Origin of the sequence: Chryseobacterium sp. YIM B08800, from assembly GCF_026163565.1 — a bacterium.
Classification (GTDB): Bacteria; Bacteroidota; Bacteroidia; order Flavobacteriales; family Weeksellaceae; genus Chryseobacterium.
The window spans coordinates 1-21,244 of the sequence record NZ_JAPDKN010000034.1 but is presented as its reverse complement, the minus strand read 5'-3'; the positions used below and the strand labels follow the sequence as shown (position 1 = coordinate 21,244).

General features: G+C 33.4%; 19 protein-coding genes and 1 riboswitch. Of the genes, 4 read left to right on the top strand and 15 right to left on the bottom strand.

Going from position 1 to position 21,244, the window contains the following annotated elements:
• Positions 1-176 precede the first annotated feature (176 nt).
• From OEW74_RS13520 to tsaE, 5 genes are all read right to left on the bottom strand, one after another.
• Positions 177-887: a LytR/AlgR family response regulator transcription factor gene (locus OEW74_RS13520; RefSeq protein ID WP_265428979.1), complete on the bottom strand. Its 711-nt coding sequence runs from the start codon at positions 885-887 to the stop codon at positions 177-179.
• Positions 865-1,635: a histidine kinase gene (locus tag OEW74_RS13515; RefSeq protein ID WP_265428978.1), complete on the bottom strand. Its 771-nt coding sequence runs from the start codon at positions 1,633-1,635 to the stop codon at positions 865-867. The genes OEW74_RS13520 and OEW74_RS13515 overlap by 23 nt, the downstream gene beginning before the upstream one ends.
• Positions 1,636-1,721: 86 nt before the next feature.
• Positions 1,722-2,093, bottom strand: coding sequence for a hypothetical protein (locus OEW74_RS13510; protein ID WP_265428977.1), 372 nt, complete (start codon positions 2,091-2,093; stop codon positions 1,722-1,724).
• Positions 2,094-2,169: 76 nt separating this feature from the next.
• Positions 2,170-3,363: an alanine dehydrogenase gene (locus OEW74_RS13505; protein ID WP_265428976.1), complete on the bottom strand. Its 1,194-nt coding sequence runs from the start codon at positions 3,361-3,363 to the stop codon at positions 2,170-2,172.
• Between the two features lie 67 nt (positions 3,364-3,430).
• Positions 3,431-3,838, bottom strand: a complete 408-nt coding sequence (tsaE, locus tag OEW74_RS13500) for a tRNA (adenosine(37)-N6)-threonylcarbamoyltransferase complex ATPase subunit type 1 TsaE (protein ID WP_265428975.1) — start codon at positions 3,836-3,838, stop codon at positions 3,431-3,433.
• A gap of 252 nt (positions 3,839-4,090) precedes the next feature.
• Between tsaE and OEW74_RS13495 the strand changes: the two genes are divergently transcribed.
• From OEW74_RS13495 to clpP, 3 genes are all read left to right on the top strand, one after another.
• Positions 4,091-4,864 carry a T9SS type A sorting domain-containing protein gene (locus tag OEW74_RS13495; protein ID WP_265428974.1) on the top strand — a complete coding sequence of 258 codons (774 nt, stop codon included), beginning with the start codon at positions 4,091-4,093 and terminating at the stop codon, positions 4,862-4,864.
• Positions 4,865-4,949: 85 nt separating this feature from the next.
• Positions 4,950-6,935: a DNA primase gene (gene dnaG / locus OEW74_RS13490; protein ID WP_265428973.1), complete on the top strand. Its 1,986-nt coding sequence runs from the start codon at positions 4,950-4,952 to the stop codon at positions 6,933-6,935.
• Positions 6,936-7,121: 186 nt separating this feature from the next.
• Positions 7,122-7,808, top strand: a complete 687-nt coding sequence (gene clpP, locus OEW74_RS13485) for an ATP-dependent Clp endopeptidase proteolytic subunit ClpP (protein WP_074231705.1) — start codon at positions 7,122-7,124, stop codon at positions 7,806-7,808.
• A gap of 72 nt (positions 7,809-7,880) precedes the next feature.
• On the opposite strand, the gene OEW74_RS13480 is transcribed toward clpP, so the two are convergent.
• From OEW74_RS13480 to OEW74_RS13445, 8 genes are all read right to left on the bottom strand, one after another.
• A complete protein-coding gene (locus tag OEW74_RS13480) occupies positions 7,881-8,999 on the bottom strand; it encodes a T9SS type A sorting domain-containing protein (RefSeq protein WP_265428972.1) in 1,119 nt (372 codons plus the stop codon).
• A 52-nt stretch (positions 9,000-9,051) separates the two neighbouring features.
• Positions 9,052-10,173, bottom strand: coding sequence for a T9SS type A sorting domain-containing protein (locus tag OEW74_RS13475; protein ID WP_265428971.1), 1,122 nt, complete (start codon positions 10,171-10,173; stop codon positions 9,052-9,054).
• An 8-nt stretch (positions 10,174-10,181) separates the two neighbouring features.
• A complete protein-coding gene (locus tag OEW74_RS13470) occupies positions 10,182-11,459 on the bottom strand; it encodes a YncE family protein (RefSeq protein WP_265428970.1) in 1,278 nt (425 codons plus the stop codon).
• 102 nt (positions 11,460-11,561) lie between these two features.
• A riboswitch (cobalamin riboswitch) is annotated at positions 11,562-11,752 on the bottom strand.
• Positions 11,753-11,904: 152 nt separating this feature from the next.
• Positions 11,905-12,663: a triose-phosphate isomerase gene (gene tpiA, locus OEW74_RS13465; RefSeq protein ID WP_265428969.1), complete on the bottom strand. Its 759-nt coding sequence runs from the start codon at positions 12,661-12,663 to the stop codon at positions 11,905-11,907.
• Between the two features lie 229 nt (positions 12,664-12,892).
• Positions 12,893-15,025, bottom strand: a complete 2,133-nt coding sequence (locus OEW74_RS13460; protein ID WP_265428968.1) for a S9 family peptidase — start codon at positions 15,023-15,025, stop codon at positions 12,893-12,895.
• A 24-nt stretch (positions 15,026-15,049) separates the two neighbouring features.
• Positions 15,050-15,400 (bottom strand): TerB family tellurite resistance protein, encoded by a 351-nt coding sequence (locus OEW74_RS13455; protein WP_175621032.1) that lies wholly within the window; start codon positions 15,398-15,400, stop codon positions 15,050-15,052.
• A gap of 76 nt (positions 15,401-15,476) precedes the next feature.
• Entirely contained in the window at positions 15,477-16,586 is a 1,110-nt protein-coding gene (locus OEW74_RS13450; RefSeq protein ID WP_265428967.1) for a BT_3928 family protein, read from the bottom strand.
• 6 nt (positions 16,587-16,592) lie between these two features.
• Complete coding sequence (locus tag OEW74_RS13445) at positions 16,593-17,156, bottom strand: DUF1599 domain-containing protein (RefSeq protein ID WP_265428966.1); 564 nt, start codon at positions 17,154-17,156, stop codon at positions 16,593-16,595.
• A 112-nt stretch (positions 17,157-17,268) separates the two neighbouring features.
• Here OEW74_RS13445 and folP point away from each other — a divergent pair, with 112 nt between their 5' ends.
• Positions 17,269-18,123, top strand: coding sequence for a dihydropteroate synthase (gene folP / locus OEW74_RS13440; RefSeq protein WP_416207909.1), 855 nt, complete (start codon positions 17,269-17,271; stop codon positions 18,121-18,123).
• Positions 18,124-18,209: 86 nt separating this feature from the next.
• On the opposite strand, the gene OEW74_RS13435 is transcribed toward folP, so the two are convergent.
• Both OEW74_RS13435 and OEW74_RS13430 read right to left on the bottom strand, forming a co-directional pair.
• Positions 18,210-18,446, bottom strand: a complete 237-nt coding sequence (locus OEW74_RS13435; protein ID WP_265428965.1) for a hypothetical protein — start codon at positions 18,444-18,446, stop codon at positions 18,210-18,212.
• A 90-nt stretch (positions 18,447-18,536) separates the two neighbouring features.
• Positions 18,537-20,942 (bottom strand): hypothetical protein, encoded by a 2,406-nt coding sequence (locus tag OEW74_RS13430; RefSeq protein WP_265428964.1) that lies wholly within the window; start codon positions 20,940-20,942, stop codon positions 18,537-18,539.
• Between the last annotated feature and the right edge of the window lie 302 nt (positions 20,943-21,244).

Genomic DNA, 21,244 nt, shown 5'->3' with positions numbered 1-21,244 from the left:
TGAAAAAAGCACACAAAAACCTTTAAAAATCTTTGATTTTTTATTCTTTTGAGAACTTTGATTATCTAATAATAACTTTATAATTGTCTTTTGTGCCTTTTTGGTTAAATTTTACATTAGTTTTTAAACTCAAAATAATTTACTTATTTGAATTTGCGTCTTATTGTGATGACTCTTTATTTTCCGAACATTTCCAATAAAGAATTTTTATAAGTATCGCCAATCTGAAGTTTTAAAAATTGGTCAGCTTCATTAGATATCGTTGTAATTATTTCGTTAGTGGATAATACTTTTACAGACGATAAAGCAATAATTTCTTTCTTATTTACCTGCGCAAAATCTTTTGAAGGAAGCATTTCCAGAAGAGATTTGAAATTGAGGTTTTTTAAAACAATCGTTGTTCCGTCTTTCAGAATAATGTCTTTATCACGGCTGTCGATCTCAGAGGTTTTAATATAAACGATTTGTTCAGTGAAAATTGTGGATTTACCAATGTTGGTATTCCATTCGATGAACTCTTTTTTCTGACTGTTGTTTAAGAGATCCGCTGCTTTTTCAAACGCCTGAATCAGCCTTTCTTTTTTAATTGGTTTTCTTACATAATCTACCACATTCAGATCAAAAGCTTCAGCAGCATATTCTTTGTAAGCCGTTGTAAAAATAATTTTTTTTGAGTCAGAAATAAGCTCGGCAACCTGCAATCCTGTCATTCCAGGCATTTCTATATCTAAAATACAGAGATTACAGTCTATATTTTTGATTTCGTTGAGGAAAATTTTAGGATCGTTGAAAGCTTTTACAACTTCTACATTTTCAATCTGTTCGCATAAAAGTTTTAGGTAGCTTATTGCCAACAATTCATCATCAAGAATAACGCATTTTATCATAGAATTCTCCTAAATTGATTGTTAATTCTGCAGTGAAGATACCGTTTTTTGAACTTTTTTGAAGTGAATAAAAATTGGCGTAGATCATTTTTAATCTTTGATCTAAAGACTGACTTCCAAAACCGCTGTGATCTTTATGCAGTACATTTTTAAGCGAAGCTTTATTGCTCACTTTTATCGAAAAGACACCGCCTTCGAGTTCTAATATAATAGAAATGAAAGAATCTGAAGCCAGAAAATCGGTATGTTTAAAAGCATTTTCAATTAAATCAACAGAAAGCAACGGAGCAAATATTTTTTCTTCAAAAACAGCATCAGATTTGTCAATTTTAGATTTAATTCTAAAATCAAAAAGCGGATTGATCTTTATTTTATTAATTTCAATAAGGCTTAAAGCAAAACTTAATTCTTCTTTTGGACTTACAAATTTGTTGTTGCTTTCGTACAGAATATAGTCGAGAACATTCGCCAGTTTGTCAAGCGACATGTAGGTTTGATAAGCATGCGACTGTACAGAATTGAGAATGTTTTTAAATAAATGTGGATTGAGCTTGGTTCCTATATGTTCCAGCTGAAACTCATTCAGTTTATGCTCAATGAGTTTATTGCTTTCAGAAAGTTTTACGTTTCTGTTTTTTAATCGCTGATTCTGACTGAAAAGATAAATACTTACCGTAAGAAAAAAGAAAATAGCAAATACTCCAAAGAAGATCAGATAATCATGAATCATGTAGTAATTGCCATCCATTTTTAGAGAAATATTTAGATTTTAATTGCCACGAATGCACGAATAATAATTAATGAGAATTTGTGTATTCGTGGCTAAAAAATATTTTATTTAAGCTTTTTCAGAGAATTAAGAACTGCTTTTTCTTCACATTTCTCAAAAGTGATTTCGTATGAAGGATTTTTCTCAGGATAAGTGATAACGTAATCAGGGCAAGGTTTTTTCTGCGCATGACTACGGTCAAAATCTATTTTACCTAAAGTAATGATACTGTCTTTTAAAAACTTTTCATCAACTTTTAAAGTGTTCATTTCATTTTTAAAATTTTCAGAATACTCAAATTGTTTTGAAAGGGTTTCTGCAATGACACGGCTGTTTGGTAAGTAACCGCTACAGCTTGCTCCTTTTGCATTAAGTACAAAAAATACGATGATAAGTCCGGGAATAAGCCCGATGAGAAAGAATTTTATTTTCTTCATACGTTGATTTTACAATCTATAACTGATGAATGATCATTGATAAATCATGATCGATTCTTTGTTTTCGAAAAATTTATTAGAATATTAAAAGATTGATGTCGTGATATGTAAGTCCGAAACGATCGCAGATCACTTTTTTGGTATGTCTGCCTTTGTACATATACAAACTCTGCTTCATTTCGTTTTTGCGGATCAGCATGTTTTCAAAACCACCTTCAAGATCGTAGTTCAAAATATAGGATAGGAAGAAATTAGAGATTGCTTTTGTTGTTGTTCTCGGCATTTTTGACGTAAGATTCGGTAATCCGCAGTGAATAACGCCGTGTTTGATGATGTAAGGATCATCCATTGTGGTCAACTCAGAAGTTTCGATGGCTTTCCCGTTGTCGATAACGATGTCGATAATGACGCTGCCTTTTTTCATTTTCATTACCATATCTTCGGTAACGATGGGTTGCATATTGAGTCTTGGTAAAGCACCGATCACAACGTCGGCTCTTCTTAAACTTTTGCTTAATTCTTTAGGATCGATGATCGATGTAGGAACTCTGCTGTCTACCAAGGTATGAAGTCTTCTCAGTTTTGAGAGCGAATTGTCAAAAACTTTTACACTTGCTCCTAAACCGATGGCTGCCTTTGTAGCAAACTCGCCAACAATTCCTGCTCCTAAAACTACTACTTCTGTAGGTCTTACTCCGGTGATTCCGCCAAGCATTAATCCGTTTGATAAGGCTAATAATTCTGAAGCGTATAAAATAGAAACTGAGCCTGCAATTTCTCCGATCAATCTTACCAAAGCAAGTTGCTTATATTCGTCTGCAATAAATTCAAACGCAATGGCATTGATTTTTTTCTCGGCAAGTTTTGTGAAATATTCTTTCTCTCTTAAGTTGATCTGAAGTGCAGAAACTAAGTACGTATTAGGTTTGAAATAATCAATTTCTTCTTCTGTAGGTGGATTAATTTTTAAAACCAAATCCTGAGAAAATGCTTCTTTGGCATCCTGAGTAATTCTTGCTCCTGACTCTGAATACTGTAAATCTGTGAAAAATGAGCCTTGTCCTGCGCCAGATTCAATGATGATTTCATGGCCACTTTCTACCAAAACCTGTACTGCATCGGGCGTTATGCACGTTCTTCTTTCGTTGAGACAGGTCTCTTTAGGGATTCCTATGCTAAACTGTTTCCCTTTTTTAATAACTTCCAGCTTCTCTTCCTTCGGAATTAATTCTTCCTCTGAAAAAGGAGTAAAAATATTTGTAGTACTCATTATTGTTTAATTATGACTTACAGATTTTTTTTATTACAATCGATTTCTATAAGCAAAGATATAATATTTAATCGAATGTAATTTCTCTGTTTTCTCCGGTATTATTGATGCTCATCGAATGATAATTTAGCCCGTAAAGTTCGTCTTCATATACTTCCGGCCATTCTATGATACACAAAAATGCATTATCAAGATATTCTTCAATACCGATGTCATACACTTCGTCTATGTTTTTTAAACGATATAAATCGAAATGGTAGATTTTTCCTTTTGGCGAACTGTATTCATTTACAATCGAATAAGTAGGAGAGTTTACTTCATCTTTACTGCCTAAACTTTTAAGCAGAAACTGAGTAAACGTTGTTTTTCCTGCTCCTAAGTTTCCTTTTAAAAGAAGAATATTGTGTTTCAGTTCCGGTAAAATTGAGTCTACGACTTTTTGCCAGGCGTTAATTTGATTAATTTGAAAATTCATTTTTAATATTTAAAAACTAAAATAGAAATTTAAAAGGGTATTTTCTGCAAAGTTAATAATTCAGAATTTGATAATATATCTCGATTAATTTGTTGATATTATTGCCATAATTTAAATATTGCAGACATTAGTAATAATTTACAATATTTAATAATTTGTTATTTATTATTTAATAAAAATAACTTTTCTTTGTTTTGTATTTGTTTTTAAGTATGATTTTATTATATATTTGTTTAATTAAAAAAAATCATTATGAAAAAAATCTATTATTTTATTTTTGTATTTGCTACCTTTATTATGAATGCCCAAGTAGGGACTACCTGCAATAATCCTATCGTTATAAGCTCTTTGCCTTATACTACTACAGATAATACCGCTAACTATGCAGATAATTATGATATAGCAAATCCCAGTAGCTCAGGGAACGGAAGCACAATTTGTCTTCCTGCAGTAACTAATCCTAGTAGTCAATCAATTTATGGAGGTTATTATATGTCAGGAAATGATGTAATATATTCTTATACACCTGCATCAAGTGGAACGATAAAGATTGAAATTCCTGTAGCTCCAGGATGGTCTAGTATGTATCTTTATACGAGTTGTGCCAATATTGGCGTTACTGCAGAAGCATGTTCTATGACTACATCTAGCGGAGCCAGAACTATAGATAATTTTTCGGTTACAGCAGGGCAAACTTATTATATTTTGATTTCATCATGGCCAGATCCGCAAACAATTGCTTATACGCTGAACGTTACTCAACTTACATTAGATGTTAATGATATTGTAAATAATAAAAAAGCTGTAGGAGTTTATTTAAGTTCTACAGGAGAAGAATTGATTTTTAAATCAGATAAGAAGATCGTGTCTGCAAATATTTATTCTATGGAAGGTAGAAAAGTAAGCGTTCATGCGAAGGTTGAAAATGATAGAATTTCGGTTCGCGAATTACCAACTGCAAAATATATTGTTGAATTTTATTATAAAAATGGAGAAGTTATGACTAGAGCCTTCTTCAAAAAATAATTATTTTACGTTTAATTCAAAAAAATAAAAATCTCCTTTACGGAGATTTTTTTGTTGTAAAGCTTTATTGTCATAATTTTACAGCATGATTTCCAAACAGACGATAGATAAAATATTTTCCACAATCCGAGTAGAAGAGATTGTTGGCGAATATGTGCAGTTGAAGAGAGCGGGATCGAATTTTAAAGGTCTGAGTCCGTTTCATGAAGAAAAATCGCCCAGTTTTGTAGTTTCTCCAAGTAAGCAAATTTGGAAAGATTTCTCAACAGGAAAAGGAGGTACTGCGATTTCTTTTTTAATGGAAATCGAAAACTTTACTTATCCTGAAGCTCTCCGTCACGCTGCCAAAAAATACGGAATCGAAATTGAGGAAGATCAGCGTGAATTTTCTGAGGAAGCAAAAAATGCTCAGTCTGAAAGAGATCTGCTTTATAAAATACATGAGATTGCCAATGATTTTTTCCAAAATACGCTTTGGGAAAATGATGAAGGAAGAGCGATCGGACTTTCTTACTTCAGAGAACGTGAGCTGAAAGATGATATCATCAAAAAGTTTCAGCTTGGTTTTTCGCCCGAAAAGAAAAATGCTTTTACAGAATTTGCCATTGAAAAAGGTTATACAAAGGAAGTTTTAGAAAAATCCGGACTTTCTATTTTCCCCGAAAATGCTCCGAACGGAATCGACCGTTTTCGTGAAAGGGTAATGTTCCCGATTCACAGTTTTTCGGGCAGAGTTTTAGGTTTTGGAGCAAGAATTCTTAAAAGTAACGTTAAAACTGCCAAATATCTCAATTCCCCGGAAACAGAAATTTATCACAAATCGAATGTTCTTTATGGTTTAAACCAAGGCAAACAGGCGATTTCCAGGAAAAACATCTGTCTTTTGGTGGAAGGTTATATGGATGTGATTTCACTTCATATGTCCGGAATTGAAAACGTTGTAGCGAGTTCAGGAACTTCTTTAACAACCGAACAAATTAAGCTTATCAAAAGACTCACAGAAAATGTGACGATTCTTTTTGATGGTGATAATGCCGGAATTAAAGCGAGTTTCAGAAGTATCGATATGCTTTTGACAGAAGGAATGAACATTAGAGTTCTTCTTTTTCCGGATGGTGACGACCCCGATTCTTTTGCCAGAAAACATCCGCAGGAATATGTTGAAAAATTCATCGAAAATCAGGCATTAGATTTTATCGATTTTAAAGCTGAAATTCTTTTAAAAGAAGTTGGAAACGATCCTATTAAAAAAGCTGAAGCGATCCGGGATATTGTAAAATCTGTCGGGTTCGTTCAGAATGCTTTGAAAAGGGAAGTTTACCTAAAAGAAGTTTCCAATAAATTTGGTCTTTCTGAGCAGAGTTTGTTTAATGAACTGGATGTTCAGAGACAGGTTAATCAAAATCATAATCAAAACGCTCAACAGCAAAAGGAAAATGCAGCTCCCGTAAAAATGGAGATCGTGCCTTTTGATGAAGAAAAAGGAGATCCTTATCTGTACGATGTTTTATTTATGGAAAACAAATTGGTCGATCATATGTTGATGTTTGGTGATGTTGTTTTAAAGCGAAAAGATGACAACAATACTGACTATCAGATTACGGTCATTGAAGAAATTCTGCATCACTTTGAAGAAGAACAATATCAGTTTCTGGTAAAAGGAAACGAAATTATTATTGATCAGGTGAAAGAAGGTATTCAGAATGACGAGCTTAGAAGTGGAAGTTTTTTTGTCAGTTTTATGGACGAGCAGATTACCACAAAAGTAGTTGATGCTTTAATCCCTTTAGATGAGCTTGAAAATTGGAGTTCAAGAAATATTCATCCACCCAATTATGGCGATAAAGTTGCCGAACAGATCAAAGGCGACGTCTTGCTTCATAAATATCGTTATATTGATTATTTAATTAAAGAAACTATTGCTGAGCTCGAACAATACAGCAGTACCGATGAGGTGAAATATTTTGAACTAATTAAAAAAATTACCTTGCTGAAACAGGCCTCAATGAGATTGAATGATATTATTGAATATTCGCCGATCAAAGGAATCTATGTTGATAGAAAGCGATAATTGTTTGATAGTTTTTGGTTGTCGGTTGATGGTTTAAAAAATTAGCTTTTCATTTTATTATAAAAAGAATCTGCAACCTTAAAACTAAATTCTGCAACCTAAAGTGACAAAAAGTCTTATAAATTTTTAGGAATAAAAGTTGTAATTTACATTTCAAATAAATTTTAAAATAATACCGATAGAAATATGGACATTAAAAAAGAATTCAGAGATTTCTCTACGAAACACTTGGGAAATAACGGTTTGGTAACCGATCAGTATATGGGAATGTTTAATCCTACCAATCTTACACCTTACATCATGGAGGAAAGAAGATTAAACGTAGCTCAGATGGACGTTTTCTCTCGTTTGATGATGGATAGAATTATTTTCTTAGGAACAGGAATTGACGATCAGGTGGCAAATATTGTGACTGCGCAGTTGCTTTTCTTAGAAAGTGCAGATCCTTCAAAAGATATTCAGATCTACATCAACTCTCCTGGTGGAAGTGTTTATGCTGGTTTAGGAATTTATGACACAATGCAGATCATTAAGCCGGATGTTGCTACGATCTGTACAGGTATTGCTGCTTCTATGGGAGCTGTTCTATTGGTTGCTGGTGAAAAAGGAAAGCGTTCTGCTTTGAAACATTCAAGAGTGATGATTCATCAACCTTCTGGTGGAGCTCAAGGTGTTGCTTCTGATATGGAAATCAATTTAAGAGAAATGTTGAAGCTTAAAAAAGAATTGTATGACATTATTTCTGAACATTCAGGACAAACTTACGAGTGGGTTGAGAAAGCTTCAGATAGAGATTACTGGATGACTTCTACCGAAGCTAAAGATTTTGGAATGGTAGATGAGGTTTTACAAAGATCAAAAGAGAAAAAATAATTTTTTCAGGTTATAATATGAATTCGGCGCGCCCAAAGGGCGCGCCGAACTTTTTTATGATTAAAAATCAAACTATTTTTTGATAATTTTATGAGTCGTTGTCGACTGATTGGTTTTAATTTCAATAAAATAAACACCCGAATGTAAACTTTGAATATTAATCTTTTTATTCTGAGTGTTCATTACTCTTTGCCCGGAAACAGAGTAGATATTGATGTCTTTGATGTCATCCTGAGTTTCAATAATAACAAAATCTTTAGCTGGATTAGGATAAATCTTAAAGCTTTGTTTTACGGCATCTGAAACACTTAAAGTTACATCGGCAACGGTTGGAGTAAACGGTATTCTGTTTCCAAAACTTAACCCGAACCAATCGTTATTGGTAAGCTGAATTTGTGAAAGATTACTCTGTCCTCTCCAGCTTGAAAGGTCTTTTCCTTTGTATAATTTCCAAGAATCGTTTACTGTTGAGTTTCCTGAAAAATTGTTTAATGATAATGCTGAAATTTGGTTGGCTGCTGATGTGTAATTGAATTCACTTACTTGAGCATCAATTAGCTGTAAAGCCTGTTCTGCTGTAATAGTTCCATTATATTGAATTCCAAAAGCAAAAGAATCAGAAATTCCGTTACCATTGTCAGTTCCGAAATCTATAACAACTAAACTTTTATTACTTCCTGTTCCGATCCAATTAATAATTTGAGACGAATTAAACCACGTAGAATTATATGCAGGAACCGGAGTTGAAGGCGGACCAAATGTTGTTCCAGGAGTGAAACCATATCCATAAGACATTCCATACCATTTTCCGTCAACAAGCGGATCATTGTTTACACCATTATTGGTGGTCATGTTATTTGAAGCAGTTCCCGACCAGGTCGACCAATAATCATCGGTACTTGGAGTGTGGTGATTATAATCAAAACTATATAAAAAACCACTTGGTACTTCTGCGGTAACTTTAGAATCTGCTGCGTCGATTGCATTGATTAGATCTTCCATTGTTAAACTGGTAGAATCAAATCTATAGCCCCAAACATAAGAAGTAGGATCGTCTGAATCGTTGAAATCTGCGATGAGATAAGCTTTTTTAGAACCTGTTCCTATCCAGAATTTGACATCATTTTCTGTAAGTTGAGCAAATGAAAGCTGAAATATGAAAATTAAAAAAAGAAGTATTGATTTTTTCATTGATGAATTTTAAAGTGAAAAAAAGAGCATCATAAAGATGCTCTATGTTGATTTATTTTTTGATGATCTTATGAGTGGTTGTTGATCTGTCTGTTTTAGTTTCAATCAAATAAACTCCCGATCTCAAACTTTGAATATTGATCTTTTTATTTTGGGTATTCAAAACTTTTTGTCCGGAAACAGAATAGATGTTGATATCTTTAATGTTATCCTGAGTTTCAATGATCACAAGATCACTCGCAGGATTTGGGTAAATTTTAAAGCTTTGTTTTACAGCATCAGAAACACTTAAAGTTATGTTTGCTTCAGTTGGAGTAAAAGGTCTTCTTGTTCCGAAACTTAATCCAAGCCAATCGTTATTATTTAAAGTGATTGTTGAAAGATTGGCGTTGGTTTTCCAGTTTGATAAATTGGTTCCTTTATATAATTTCCAGGTGTTTGTTCCGCTTGCTGTTCCTGAAAAAGAATTTAATGACAATGTTGAAACCTGATTCGCTGAAGAACTGTAACTGAAAGAATTTGTTTGTACATCAATTAGCTGTAAAGCCTGTTCAGCCGTAATAGTTCCGTTATACTGAATTCCAAAAACAAAAGAATTGGCGTTTCCGTTAGGATTATCGGTCCCAAAATCTACAACGACTAAACTTTTATTAGTTCCTGTTCCAATCCAATTAATGATTTGAGATGAATTGTACCATAAAGAACTATATGCAGGAATTGGTGTTGCAGGAGCTTCGGCTGTAGGATTGCTAAAACCGTAACTTGCGCCATACCATTCTCCGTTTGAGATGGTTCCGCTGTTCATCCATCCTGCCATCGACCAACCGTTTGTGTTATCACCTGCCCATAAGCTCCAATAATCGGGAACAGACTGTGCAGAATGATCATTAAACTGAACTTTATCTAAAAATCCGCCTCCGAAACTTGTTCCAAAATCAAATGCAGGTTCTGCAGTTTTTATCATCTGAAGCATTTGCGGACCGGTGATATTTTGTCCGGGATTAAATTTTACTCCCCAAACATACGATCTGTCATCGGTACCGTCTTTAAAATCGGCAACAAAATATGCCGTTTCTGAGCCTGTACCTACAAAAAACTTTACATCGTTGGCTGTAAATTGTGACATATACAGCGCAACGATGAAAGTAAATAGAAAACTTGATGCCTTTTTCATTTTAAAAATTACTTAATAATTAACTTTTCGCTGAAGTTGATATTCTTATCTGTAATTTTTACGACATAAACGCCTTTAGATAATGCGCTTACATTAATTCCTTTTTCATTGTATTTCTCATTCATAACAATTCTTCCATTTAAATCATAAACCTGAATATTTCCAGAATTTAAGCCTTGTACAAAGAATATGTCACTTGTAGGATTTGGATATACAATTATTTTTGATGTTTTTGTGTTTTCAATAGTAGAAAGAGATGCATTACTGTAAGCAATGATTTGATTTGGCAAAGAGGTTACTGTAAAAGTATTCAGTAAACTACCTTGTAAATCATAAGTGTAAATTTTCCCTGCTGCAACATATCCTGAAGGATCGGCTGCATAGATTTTATTATTAACAACATTAAATCCGTACGCAGTTCCATAACTGTTTACGGTAATTGGTGTAACTGCAATAGGAGAGGTGTTAATTGACGGTGAAGCAATTGGTGTTTTGTAAATTGAAGCTTCATTCATGTAATAAATATTCGTTCCGTCGGTATCCATATAAGATGGTTTTACCCCTACCGGAAATGTAGTGCTAGAAACTGTAGTTTGTGTAGTTGTATTATAAACCGTCAATGTTCCGAAAGATGTTGAAACATAAGGATCTCCCGAACTCATAATGTACAGTAAATTATCTTTTTCAAAAATACTGTTTGGCGAGTCTCCAACATTTACCTGCGATTCTACAGTATTGGTCGCAGTGTTGATTACATCCATAAAATTATTCAATCCGTAACCTCCTTTTAGCAAAACGTATAGTTTATTGTTTTTGGCAATGATTTTTTCAGGACCATTTCCTACAGGGATATTCGTTTCGTGAGTATAATTGTTAAGATTAAACACTGCTACATAATCATCAGTAGTGCTACTGCCGCTTCCCCAATTGGTTACGTAAGCTTTGTTCCCATTAAAAGCAATATATCTTGGATTGTTAAGATTGGTTGAAATCGTTGTAATCAATGAAAAATCAGATTTGTTTATGACTTTTATTGTATTGGAATAATTTAAAACTACAAAAATTTTATCACCAAAAACCTTAATGTCCTGACCAGTATCGCCCAATGTCGCATTATTGTTTTTAAGTTTAAAATAATTATTGGTGACAACCGATTGATTGTCGATGAAAGATACTTCTGCAGTACTGCTTCCGATACCGCCTTCGTTGAGTACTAAAACTCCTTCGGTTTGGGCATTTGTAAATGAAAATACAAACGCAAGAATAAGAAAATAGATTTTCTTCATGATATAATTAAATTTAAAGTTTTGTTCCCGAAACTTCACTGCAGGAAAAAACAGTCATGAAAAAATATCCGAAGATTTGATCTCATAAACTTTTATTCCCGAAAGTTGAAATTAATCTAAGGCAGGTCTCCTGGCTTGCATCTTATTATAACCTTCCCAAACCTGAAGTTCAGTGGTGTACTTAATAATAAGTTGAATAGCTTACAGTTGCGGGTACAGCTCAAGAATTATTTTATTTCACTTGATTCCCTATTAATGAACGCATGGGTTCAACCTTAAACTTTTGCAAAGATATTATTTAAAAATTGATTATTGTTTTAGCAATAATTTAATAATTTAAAAATTATGTTGAATAATGATTGTTTATTAAATGTTTGTATTGTTGAATTAATCAAAAAAGACATACCAAATGATATGTCTTTACTTTTTTAATATGAATTATTTCTTAATTAAAACCTTCAATAATTTTTGAGAAATCTTCCAATTTCAATGCAGCGCCACCAATCAGACCACCGTCGATATCTGGCTGAGAGAAAATTTCTTTAGCATTATCTGGCTTTACAGAACCTCCGTAAAGAATAGAAATTTCGTCAGCAACTTCTTTTCCGTATTTTTCAGCGATAATTCCTCTGATGTGAGCATGAATTTCCTGCGCCTGTTCTGGTGTAGCAGTTTCACCTGTTCCGATTGCCCAAACTGGTTCGTAAGCAATCACTACTTTTTTAATTTCCTCTGCAGAAAGAGTGAAAAGAGCTGTTTCAGTTTGTGCTTTTACAACGTCAAGATGCTGTCCAGCTTTTCTTTGCTCTAAAGTTTCACCGTTACAGTAAACAGGAATTAAACCTTTATCTAAAGCCAGTTTTACTTTTTTGTTGCAGCTCTCATCAGTTTCTCCGTGATATTGTCTTCTTTCAGAGTGACCAATCAAAGAGCCTGTAGCATCGATAGATTCCAACATATCTGCAGAAAGTTCACCTGTGTAAGCTCCGCTTTCATATTCGCTCATATCTTGTGAGAAAACTCCGATCTCGTCTTTTTCGAAGATATCTTTTGCCATCATTAAATATAAAGAAGGCGGTGCAATCCAAACTTCACAGTTGGTGGCGTTGTTATTTTTATAGCTTAGTAATTGAATCATTAATTGTTGAGCATCAATGACGTTTTTGTTCATTTTCCAGTTTCCTGCAACTATTTTTCTTCTCATAGTTTCTATATTATCTTTTTATTTCTTTTGTTTTATTTAATATCAATTTTTATTTAAACGCAATGCTCGCAAAGCAAGCTTACATGCTCATTATTATTTCGTTCGCAAAGGCGTTTCACTCAGCTATGTTCGCTGTTTGTCTTTGCTGAACGAAGTGCCTTTGCGAACGAAAAATATTTTCAAGTTGCTAAAAAAACTTTGCGAGCATTGCGTTAAGAATATTTTTGTGTTATTTATTAATTCCCTCCAGTTTAAACATGAAAGCATATTCCAGCGCAATATCTTTCAGGTAATCAAATCTTCCGGAAGCACCTCCATGACCGTAATCCATATCTGTTTTTAAGAACAAAACATTTTTGTCTGTTTTTAAATCTCTTAATTTGGCTACCCATTTTGCAGGTTCAAAATACTGTACCTGAGAATCATGTAATCCTGTTGTAACAAGGAGGTTCGGATAATTTTTTCGCTCAATATTTTCATACGGAGAATAAGATTTCATATAATCGTAGGCTGCTTTGTTGTTAGGATTTCCCCATTCATCATATTCATTCGTTGTCAAAGGAATACTTTCATCCAACATGGTGTTAACAACGTCTACGAAAGGAACCTGTGCAATGGCTCCATTCCAAAGTTCAGGTTTCATGTTCACAACTGCACCCATCAAAAGTCCACCTGCGCTTCCTCCTTGAGCATACAAATGTTTTGGTGAAGTGTATTTTTCTTTAACTAAATATTCTCCAACGTCGATAAAATCGGTAAATGTGTTTTTCTTTTTCATCATTTTTCCGTCTTCATACCATTGTCTTCCCATTTCTTGTCCACCACGAATATGCGCAATCGCAAAAGCAAAACCTCGGTCTAAAAGACTCAGTCTTGTACTGCTGAATGTCGCATTCATTGAGTTTCCGTACGATCCGTAAGCGTAGAGTAGAAGTGGGTTTTTGCCGTCTTTTTTATATCCTTTTTTATAAACAATTGAAATCGGAATTTTTGTACCGTCTTTTGCAGTGGCGAAAAGTCTTTCGGTGACATAATTAGCTTTATTATAACCGCCTAAAATTTCCTGTTGCTTTAATAAAGTTCTTTTTCCTGTTTGTAAATTTTGCTCATACTGTGAACTCGGAGTAATCATCGAAGTATACCCAAATCTGAAATAATCTGTATTGTATTCAGGGTTTCCTGATGGATAAACCGTGTAAGTTGGTTCATCAAACTTTAAAAATTCCCGTTTATTAGTTCTTCTATCCAAAATGACCAATTGCGAAAGTCCGTTTTGTCTTTCACTGAAAACAAGATAGTTTTTAAACTCACTGATTCCTTCCATCAAAACATCTTTTCGGTGTGGCATGAAATCTTTCCAGCTTTCATCGCCTGTTTTATCCAAAGGAGTTTCCATCACTTTGAAATTAAGCGCATCTTTGTTGGTTGTGATTAAAAACTTATCTTCTAAAGGAGTTACATCATACAAAACATCTTTCATTCTTGGCTGGAAAACCTTGAAAGCCGCATTCGGTTCATCTGCATTGATGTATCTTGTTTCTGAAGAAGTTGTTGCCGAAGAAACAATCATAATGATTTTTTCGTTCTTCGATTTTCCTACGCCAATATAATTGGTTTTGTCTTTTTCTTCGTACACCAAAACATCTTTTGAAGGATCAGTTCCTAAAGAATGCCTGAAAATTTTCTCTGTTAAGAGCGTTTCAGGATTTTTTCCGGTGTAGAAAATGGTTTTGTTGTCATTTGCCCACGTTGCAGAACCTGTTGTATTTTTAATTCCTAGATCGGTTGTTTTTCCGGTGTTAAGGTCTTTTAAAAATAATTTATACTGTCTTCTTGAAACATCATCAACTCCGTAAATCATTTTAGAATTATCAGGACTGATACTGAAACCCGATGCCGAATAATAAGCATGACCTTCTGCAAGCTGATCTACATCCAGAATAATTTCTTCTGGAGCACTTAGGTTTCCTTTTTTTCTGCAATATTTGAAGTATTGTTTTCCTGTTTCTGTTCTTGTGTAATAGTAATATCCTTTTCTGAAAACAGGTACAGACTCATCTTTTTCCTTGATTCTTGCTTTCATTTCCTGAAAAAGCTTTTCTCTGAAAGGTTCTGTATCTTTCATCATGCTTTCCCAGTAAGAATTTTCAGAGGTTAAATATTCTACAACCTGCGTAGAATCTCTTCCTTTTTTGAAAAAATCAATCATCCAGTAATAAGGATCATTTACCTTATCGCCGTGAATATTTCTTAAATGCTGTTTCTTTTCGGCAATCGGGGCTTTTAGATCAGGAAATATCTGAGACTGAAATGGGGCTGTACTCATACTCATTATTAATAGGGATAAGCAAATTTTTTTCATAATTGTATTTTTGTTTTGGTGATTTTACTTCAGATTCCAAAGATTTTTCAAAAGAACGTAGAAAGTATGTTCTTCGTCTGTCACTTTATCATCAGCTTTAATCAGAGTTTTGGCAAACTTGATAAAATTTAAACGTTCTTTTTCCGTAGAATCCTCAAGGAAACAACGTCCGTGAAATTCAAAATGATCTTTCCATTCTTCAGGCTGAAGCAATGCAATAGTTTCCAATTCGTTATCTAAATTCATTTTAAAAGGAAATTCATCAGCAAGATATTGCTGTACCAACATTCCTTCTTCAGGAGCAAATTCTCCGTCAACAGAAGAAAGAATCATTAATAAGTGATAACCGGCGATAGATTTATTTGATTTATGCATTTTTATATATTTAAAGTTTAATGTTCTAAGTTTAATGTTTTCCTAGTTTCCTGGTTTTAAAATTGACTATAAAATTCTAATCAACGTAATATTTTGCAGGTTGTTTGTCAACAATTTTTCCTTTTTCTAAAACCAATACAAAAGGATTGCTTCTTGCAATGGTTTTGATAGCAGTACCGTCCATCATTGCGTTTTTAATGGTTTTAAAAGTATTTTGATCGGTAGAAACACCGTAAATTACAGCTCCTTTCTGAGCATTTACTTTTGCTTCTACGTTTTTAATTAATTCCGGAGAAACTTCTTTCGGATGATAAGAAAAAACTAAAATCGCTTTTGGTGCATTGATAACTTCATCAGTTAAATCAATTCCTGTAGGATCTTCAATTTTGAATTTTACAATTTCAGATTTATAACCTTCTTTTACAAGTTTAGATTCGTTTTTACCTTCTTCAATTTTCCAGGGCGAACCTTCTTCCCAATATTTTGTCTGGTTTACATAATCGTCAGAATTTACCTTTAAAACTTCACCGGTTTTAGTGTTTTTCATGGAGTAAAAAGTCTTGTATTCAAACGGATTTTTCAGGATTTTAGCTTTTTCAGCTTTCAAATCAGTTCCTATTTTATAATCACGGAAATCGATAATTGGCTCGTTGATGATTCCAATAGCCATAATCACAATCATGCCTAAAGATAAAATACCTAAAATGATTGATTTGAATTTATTATTTTCGGGTTTATTGCTCCCACCGTAAGCATCTTTTTTCTTGAATTCTTTTCTATATAAAACGAAAAGAATAATCAGCCCAACCAAAAGCACAACGTCTTTCACAAAGCTTTCCCAAGGTGTAAATTTAATCGCATCACCAAAACATCCACAGTCGGTTACTACATTAAAGTATGCTGAATAAAACGTTAAAAATCCAAAGAAAATACAAAGTGCAATCAATGCAGAAAGCGTGAATTTCAGTTTTAATTTTAGTAATAATAAAAAGCCTAAGAACAATTCAAGAACTACCACGATAATTGAAAAAAGCAAGGCGAATTTCTCCAAAAACGGCATATTAAAGACCGATGGCGAAAAATATTCCTCCATTTTAAAGGAAAAACCTACCAAATCTACAGCTTTTACAAAACCTGAAGCGATGAAAATAACAGCGATAATAAAACGTAATAAACCTTTGATCATAATTAATTAGTTTTTGGGTTCGTTTGGAATTGTTTGTTCAGAAAACTTAATAAGACAGAAAACTGCATAATTCAACATGTCAAAATAATTGGCATCCAAACCTTCAGAAACCAAAGTTTTCCCCTGATTGTCTTCAATCTGTTTGGTTCTCAATACTTTTTGATAAATTAAATCGGTGATAGAAGAAATTCTCATATCTCTCCATGCTTCACCGTAATCATGATTTTTCTTTTCCATTAAAGCTTGCGCTTCAGCAGAATATTTATCGTAAAGATTTAAAATTTCTGTAGGATCTTCATTAAAATCGTTCGAAAGACCTTTCTCTAACTGAATTAGTCCGATAATTGAGTAATTAACGATAGCAATAAATTCTCCTTCTTCGCTTTCGTCAATCATCTTTACATCAGTCATCTGTAACGTGCGGATTCTGTTGACTTTAATATAAATCTGATCCGTAATTGAGCTTGGGCGCAAAACTCTCCACGCTGCACCATAATCATGCATTTTTTTACTGAAAAGATCACGACATTCATTGATGATTTTACCGAACTGTACTGAAGTTTTTGACATAAATTTTCTTAATCTTTCAAAGATACAAATTAGGTTTTAGGTAAGAGGAATCAGGGCGCAGTTTTTTGGCTATAACTTGGAAGTAAGAAGCCAGAAGTCGTATTTTTGTGTTATGGAAAATCATTCATCATTCATCAAAAATCATTCATTAAACTGCAACGGAAGATTAGTCGATTTAAGTTCGCCAAAGATCATGGGAATTCTAAATCTTACGCCTGATTCTTTTTCTGACGGCGGAAAATTTAATAATGAAAAATCAGCATTGCAACACGCTGAAAAAATATTGAATGATGGAGGAGAAATTATTGATATCGGTCCCCAATCTACAAGACCGAATGCTGAATTTCTGAGTAGTGATGAGGAAATCAGAAGAATTGGAACTATAATTTCAGAAATCAAAAAAGAGTTTCCTGAAGCTTTAATTTCTCTGGATACTTTTTATGCTGAAACGGTGAAATTTGGCTTTAACGAAGGAATTGATCTTGTTAACGATATTTCAGGCGGACAGTTTGATGAAAAAATGTTTGATGTAGTTGCTGAAACAAAGCTTCCTTATATTCTGATGCACGTTAATCCTTCTTACCAAACAATGCATGACAAAGTAAATTTTGATGATATTACTTTGAATGTTAATCAATATTTTACAAAAAAAACGAACGAACTATTACAAAAAGGAATCAAAGACATTATTCTAGATCCCGGTTTTGGTTTTGGGAAAACAGTGGAAGATCAGATGAAAATGATCAATGAGGTCGCATTCTTAGGTTTTGGAAAATATCCTTTACTGATAGGCATTTCAAGAAAATCTTTTATTTATAAACCTTTAGGAAGATCACCTTTAGAGATCAACGAAGAAACTCAAAAACTGCATTTAAAAGTTTTGGAACAAGGAGCAAAAATCCTTCGGGTTCATGATGTTGTGGAAGCAAAGAACTGTGTTTTAGAGTGGGAGAGTGGTCGTGTTTGAGAGTGGAGAGTTTTAGAGTTAAGGAGTAATTGTGTGATTCAGAATCGCTAAATCTCTAAAACTCTCCGACACTAAAACCCTCCAACCTAATTAAGGCTTGATAGTTTATCAGAAAACTGCTTAGAAAATTCCTTACGGTCTTCTTCCAGTTTTTCTGGATTTGAAGGAAGAATATAATTGAAAAGTATTTTTTCTTCGTTATCTAAAAAAATGATTTCTTTTTCTTCCCCATCAATCATTTGAGCAAAAACAGACCACATTGAAGTGTCTTTTAGTTTTAATAATTCAAAAAACTGTTCTGCTTTTATTTCTATTTTTTTCATTGATTTATTTTTAAATATTAATTGTTATTTTTTTACCACCCCGTCAAAAATTCTTCCAAATTTTCGCCACCCCTCCAAAGGAGGGGAATTTTAAAACTCTAATAATTTAAGCTTAAACTGTATTGCAAAATTTTGTTTAAAATTGGTTGTCGTGTAGTATCCAACCCTGTAAAATAATCCGAGATTGAAGTAAGATGATAAAAAATTATTCCATTCCAATCCAACTTCCTGATACAAATGATCCAGCTTTTCAAATCTGTAATCATGATATTCGGGATGTTTCATATCTCCAATTGTTCCACGAAGCACAAAATCAAAACTCGTCACATTCTGACCGATGCTCTTAAAATAGAATGGTAATTTATGAGTGAAATAATAAGCGATAAATTTATCGTTGTAATATTTTCCACCTTCCAAAGTGGCAAAACCGAGATAAGAAGTAAGGTTAAAATTAATATCCCGACTTGGAGAAGCCAATCCATTTGTGGTGAAATTTTTCCAAATTGGCGCTTCACCCAAAAGAAAACCTCCATATAAACGAACGCCGGTAGTTCCCAATCTTGTTTTAAAATTGTGCACAAACAAGGCATCAAAACGGGTATAATTAAAATCTCCGCCAAAAACTTTCATACTCTGCTCGTAATTAAAATATAGCTCGGGATATTTCTGATCAATCAAAGATTTTCCTTGCGGAGTCATAATATTGGTTGAATTTGGGGAATATTTTAACGTCATCAAAGTATTGAAGTTTTCAAAAGCTCCCCCTTTTCCGCGGAAATTATAATCAAATAACGCTTCTTCAGAATTTCTTCTTGTCGCAAAAGCGAGTGTTAAACCGTTGGTAACGTCATTCAAATAAGATAAAGATGCGCCTTTGTAACGGTAATATTTATCGTTGTTGATGTTGTTTCCGTAATTCATCATACGCATTCTGAATGTCCAAAGTCGGCGGTAAAATTCACCTGAAGAATTTACATCGTCATAATATTCTAACCTGAAATAAGAGTTTTTTTCGAGCGTAGTTTTCATATCAATACCAATTCCGTATTTGAATTTATCATCACGTAGACCATAAGCGAAATAATAATCTGGCGAAAAATAAGGATCAAAATTTTCATTCAGTTTACCTTTTAAACCCAACCTGAAGCCTTCATACAAGTTATAATTAACGATTTCACCAATATCAAAATCAAAACTTCCTACACGAACCTGCCCGTTAATTAAGCCCGTCAAAATTCTCGCTGTTCTATCGATCTTATAAACTTTTCCTAAACTGTCAATGGTTTTGTAGGTATGACTTTCTCTAAGAGATAAGGGGTCTGGGCGATAAAGATGAAGCGTGTTTCCTGTAGTGTTTTTTACAGAAAAAGTATAGCCTTTAAAATCTTCAGGATCTTCTTCGATAGGAGAGATGTAATTGAAATATTTTGAGTTGAGATAAGCGTACGTTCCGAAACTTTTCTTTTTTTCTTTCTCTTTTTCGGGATTTTCATTGTCTTGCCCCATCATCATCCGGCTCATACGAAGTTTCACGCTTTCTTCGGATAGAAACCATTTATTATTAAAAAAAGTCCAAATACTGGTAATATTTCCTTCGTTTTTTTCTTTGCTTACGCTTTCAATTTTCTTGATGCCGTACGTTTGAGTATCAATATATATAGTACCGCTGAATTTTCTTTTTTTTACCGGTTTTTTATAATTGGCTTCACGAAAACGGATTACATAATTTTGTCTTCCATCTATTTCGATGCTGTCAGTAAGAAAAAAACGGTACAAACCGCGATTTTCCTGCTTGATCTGATTGGGGATTTTGTTTCTATTGCTTTGCAGCGCAATCATTTCGTAGATAGGCTGTTTCAATCCGGAAATTCGGTTGTCAAGAATGTTTATTTTTTCACCATATTTTTTAGAGTATAAAAATTCCTGAGCTCTTTCCCATAGAAAAAGTTTACTGTTGGCAAAAATTTTCCTTGCCGAAACATCTTGTGCGGAATCTTCTTTTTTATTGTTTTTAAATAATCCTAAATTGTTGGTGAATACATTATTAAATGCAGTAATACTATCTTGATCGATATCGAGAGAAACCTTTTCATAAGATTTGTAGGAATAAGAATCTAGACTTTCGGGAGAGTTACTTTTAAAAAGCTTGTCTACTTTTCTAAGGATTTCCAAAGCTCTGGGATCGCTTTTATCTTCAAGAATGATTGTTTCTATTGCAAAAGTTTTAGATGAAGTAGGGGTAAGGGAAACCTTGATAATCTTTTCTACCAAAGTACTTTCTTTGTAAAAACCTGAAGCTTCAATCTGAATATTTTTACATTTAGTTTTAAATTCCAAAAAGCCTGCAGCATTAGTTTTACCTAAAATCTTGCCATTACATAATACATTTGCGTCGGGAATTGGAGTTTTGTCTGCTTCATTAAATACAGTGATTTTTGATTGCGAAAAACCAAAAACAAATACCCACAAAAAAATAAAACTCAGAAGCCTTTTCATACCATTATGCTCGTTCAAAATTACTGATATTTCTTATTGTGAGAAAGTTTTTAAAGTTAACTTATTTCATATCAAAAAAGATTCCGAAGATTTCCATAAATAAGGACACAAGTATATTTAATTAACTCTTGAAATAATCATTACTGAAGATATCATTCTCTCTGAAATTTTCAGGGACATTTTTTATCATATATATAATGTAAGTATATCTTCAACTCTCCAACTCTCCCATTCTCCAACCCTCGAACTTAATTAGAAGCTTTTTCCCGCTTTCCGTTGCAATCTTTTTTTTCAAAAAAGGA

What these genes read in the sequence shown, in the direction of transcription:
- OEW74_RS13515 (WP_265428978.1), bottom strand. Translation starts at nt 1,635, where the DNA reads ATGGATGGCAATTACTACATGATTCATGATTATCTGATCTTCTTTGGA.
- OEW74_RS13495 (WP_265428974.1), top strand. Translation starts at nt 4,091, where the DNA reads ATGAAAAAAATCTATTATTTTATTTTTGTATTTGCTACCTTTATTATG.
- OEW74_RS13470 (WP_265428970.1), bottom strand. Translation starts at nt 11,459, where the DNA reads ATGAAGAAAATCTATTTTCTTATTCTTGCGTTTGTATTTTCATTTACA.
- dnaG (WP_265428973.1), top strand. Translation starts at nt 4,950, where the DNA reads ATGATTTCCAAACAGACGATAGATAAAATATTTTCCACAATCCGAGTA.
- clpP (WP_074231705.1), top strand. Translation starts at nt 7,122, where the DNA reads ATGGACATTAAAAAAGAATTCAGAGATTTCTCTACGAAACACTTGGGA.
- OEW74_RS13475 (WP_265428971.1), bottom strand. Translation starts at nt 10,173, where the DNA reads ATGAAAAAGGCATCAAGTTTTCTATTTACTTTCATCGTTGCGCTGTAT.
- OEW74_RS13505 (WP_265428976.1), bottom strand. Translation starts at nt 3,363, where the DNA reads ATGAGTACTACAAATATTTTTACTCCTTTTTCAGAGGAAGAATTAATT.
- OEW74_RS13455 (WP_175621032.1), bottom strand. Translation starts at nt 15,400, where the DNA reads ATGCATAAATCAAATAAATCTATCGCCGGTTATCACTTATTAATGATT.
- OEW74_RS13480 (WP_265428972.1), bottom strand. Translation starts at nt 8,999, where the DNA reads ATGAAAAAATCAATACTTCTTTTTTTAATTTTCATATTTCAGCTTTCA.
- OEW74_RS13450 (WP_265428967.1), bottom strand. Translation starts at nt 16,586, where the DNA reads ATGATCAAAGGTTTATTACGTTTTATTATCGCTGTTATTTTCATCGCT.
- folP (WP_416207909.1), top strand. Translation starts at nt 17,269, where the DNA reads ATGGAAAATCATTCATCATTCATCAAAAATCATTCATTAAACTGCAAC.
- OEW74_RS13510 (WP_265428977.1), bottom strand. Translation starts at nt 2,093, where the DNA reads ATGAAGAAAATAAAATTCTTTCTCATCGGGCTTATTCCCGGACTTATC.
- OEW74_RS13430 (WP_265428964.1), bottom strand. Translation starts at nt 20,942, where the DNA reads ATGAAAAGGCTTCTGAGTTTTATTTTTTTGTGGGTATTTGTTTTTGGT.
- OEW74_RS13460 (WP_265428968.1), bottom strand. Translation starts at nt 15,025, where the DNA reads ATGAAAAAAATTTGCTTATCCCTATTAATAATGAGTATGAGTACAGCC.
- OEW74_RS13520 (WP_265428979.1), bottom strand. Translation starts at nt 887, where the DNA reads ATGATAAAATGCGTTATTCTTGATGATGAATTGTTGGCAATAAGCTAC.
- tsaE (WP_265428975.1), bottom strand. Translation starts at nt 3,838, where the DNA reads ATGAATTTTCAAATTAATCAAATTAACGCCTGGCAAAAAGTCGTAGAC.
- OEW74_RS13445 (WP_265428966.1), bottom strand. Translation starts at nt 17,156, where the DNA reads ATGTCAAAAACTTCAGTACAGTTCGGTAAAATCATCAATGAATGTCGT.
- OEW74_RS13435 (WP_265428965.1), bottom strand. Translation starts at nt 18,446, where the DNA reads ATGAAAAAAATAGAAATAAAAGCAGAACAGTTTTTTGAATTATTAAAA.
- tpiA (WP_265428969.1), bottom strand. Translation starts at nt 12,663, where the DNA reads ATGAGAAGAAAAATAGTTGCAGGAAACTGGAAAATGAACAAAAACGTC.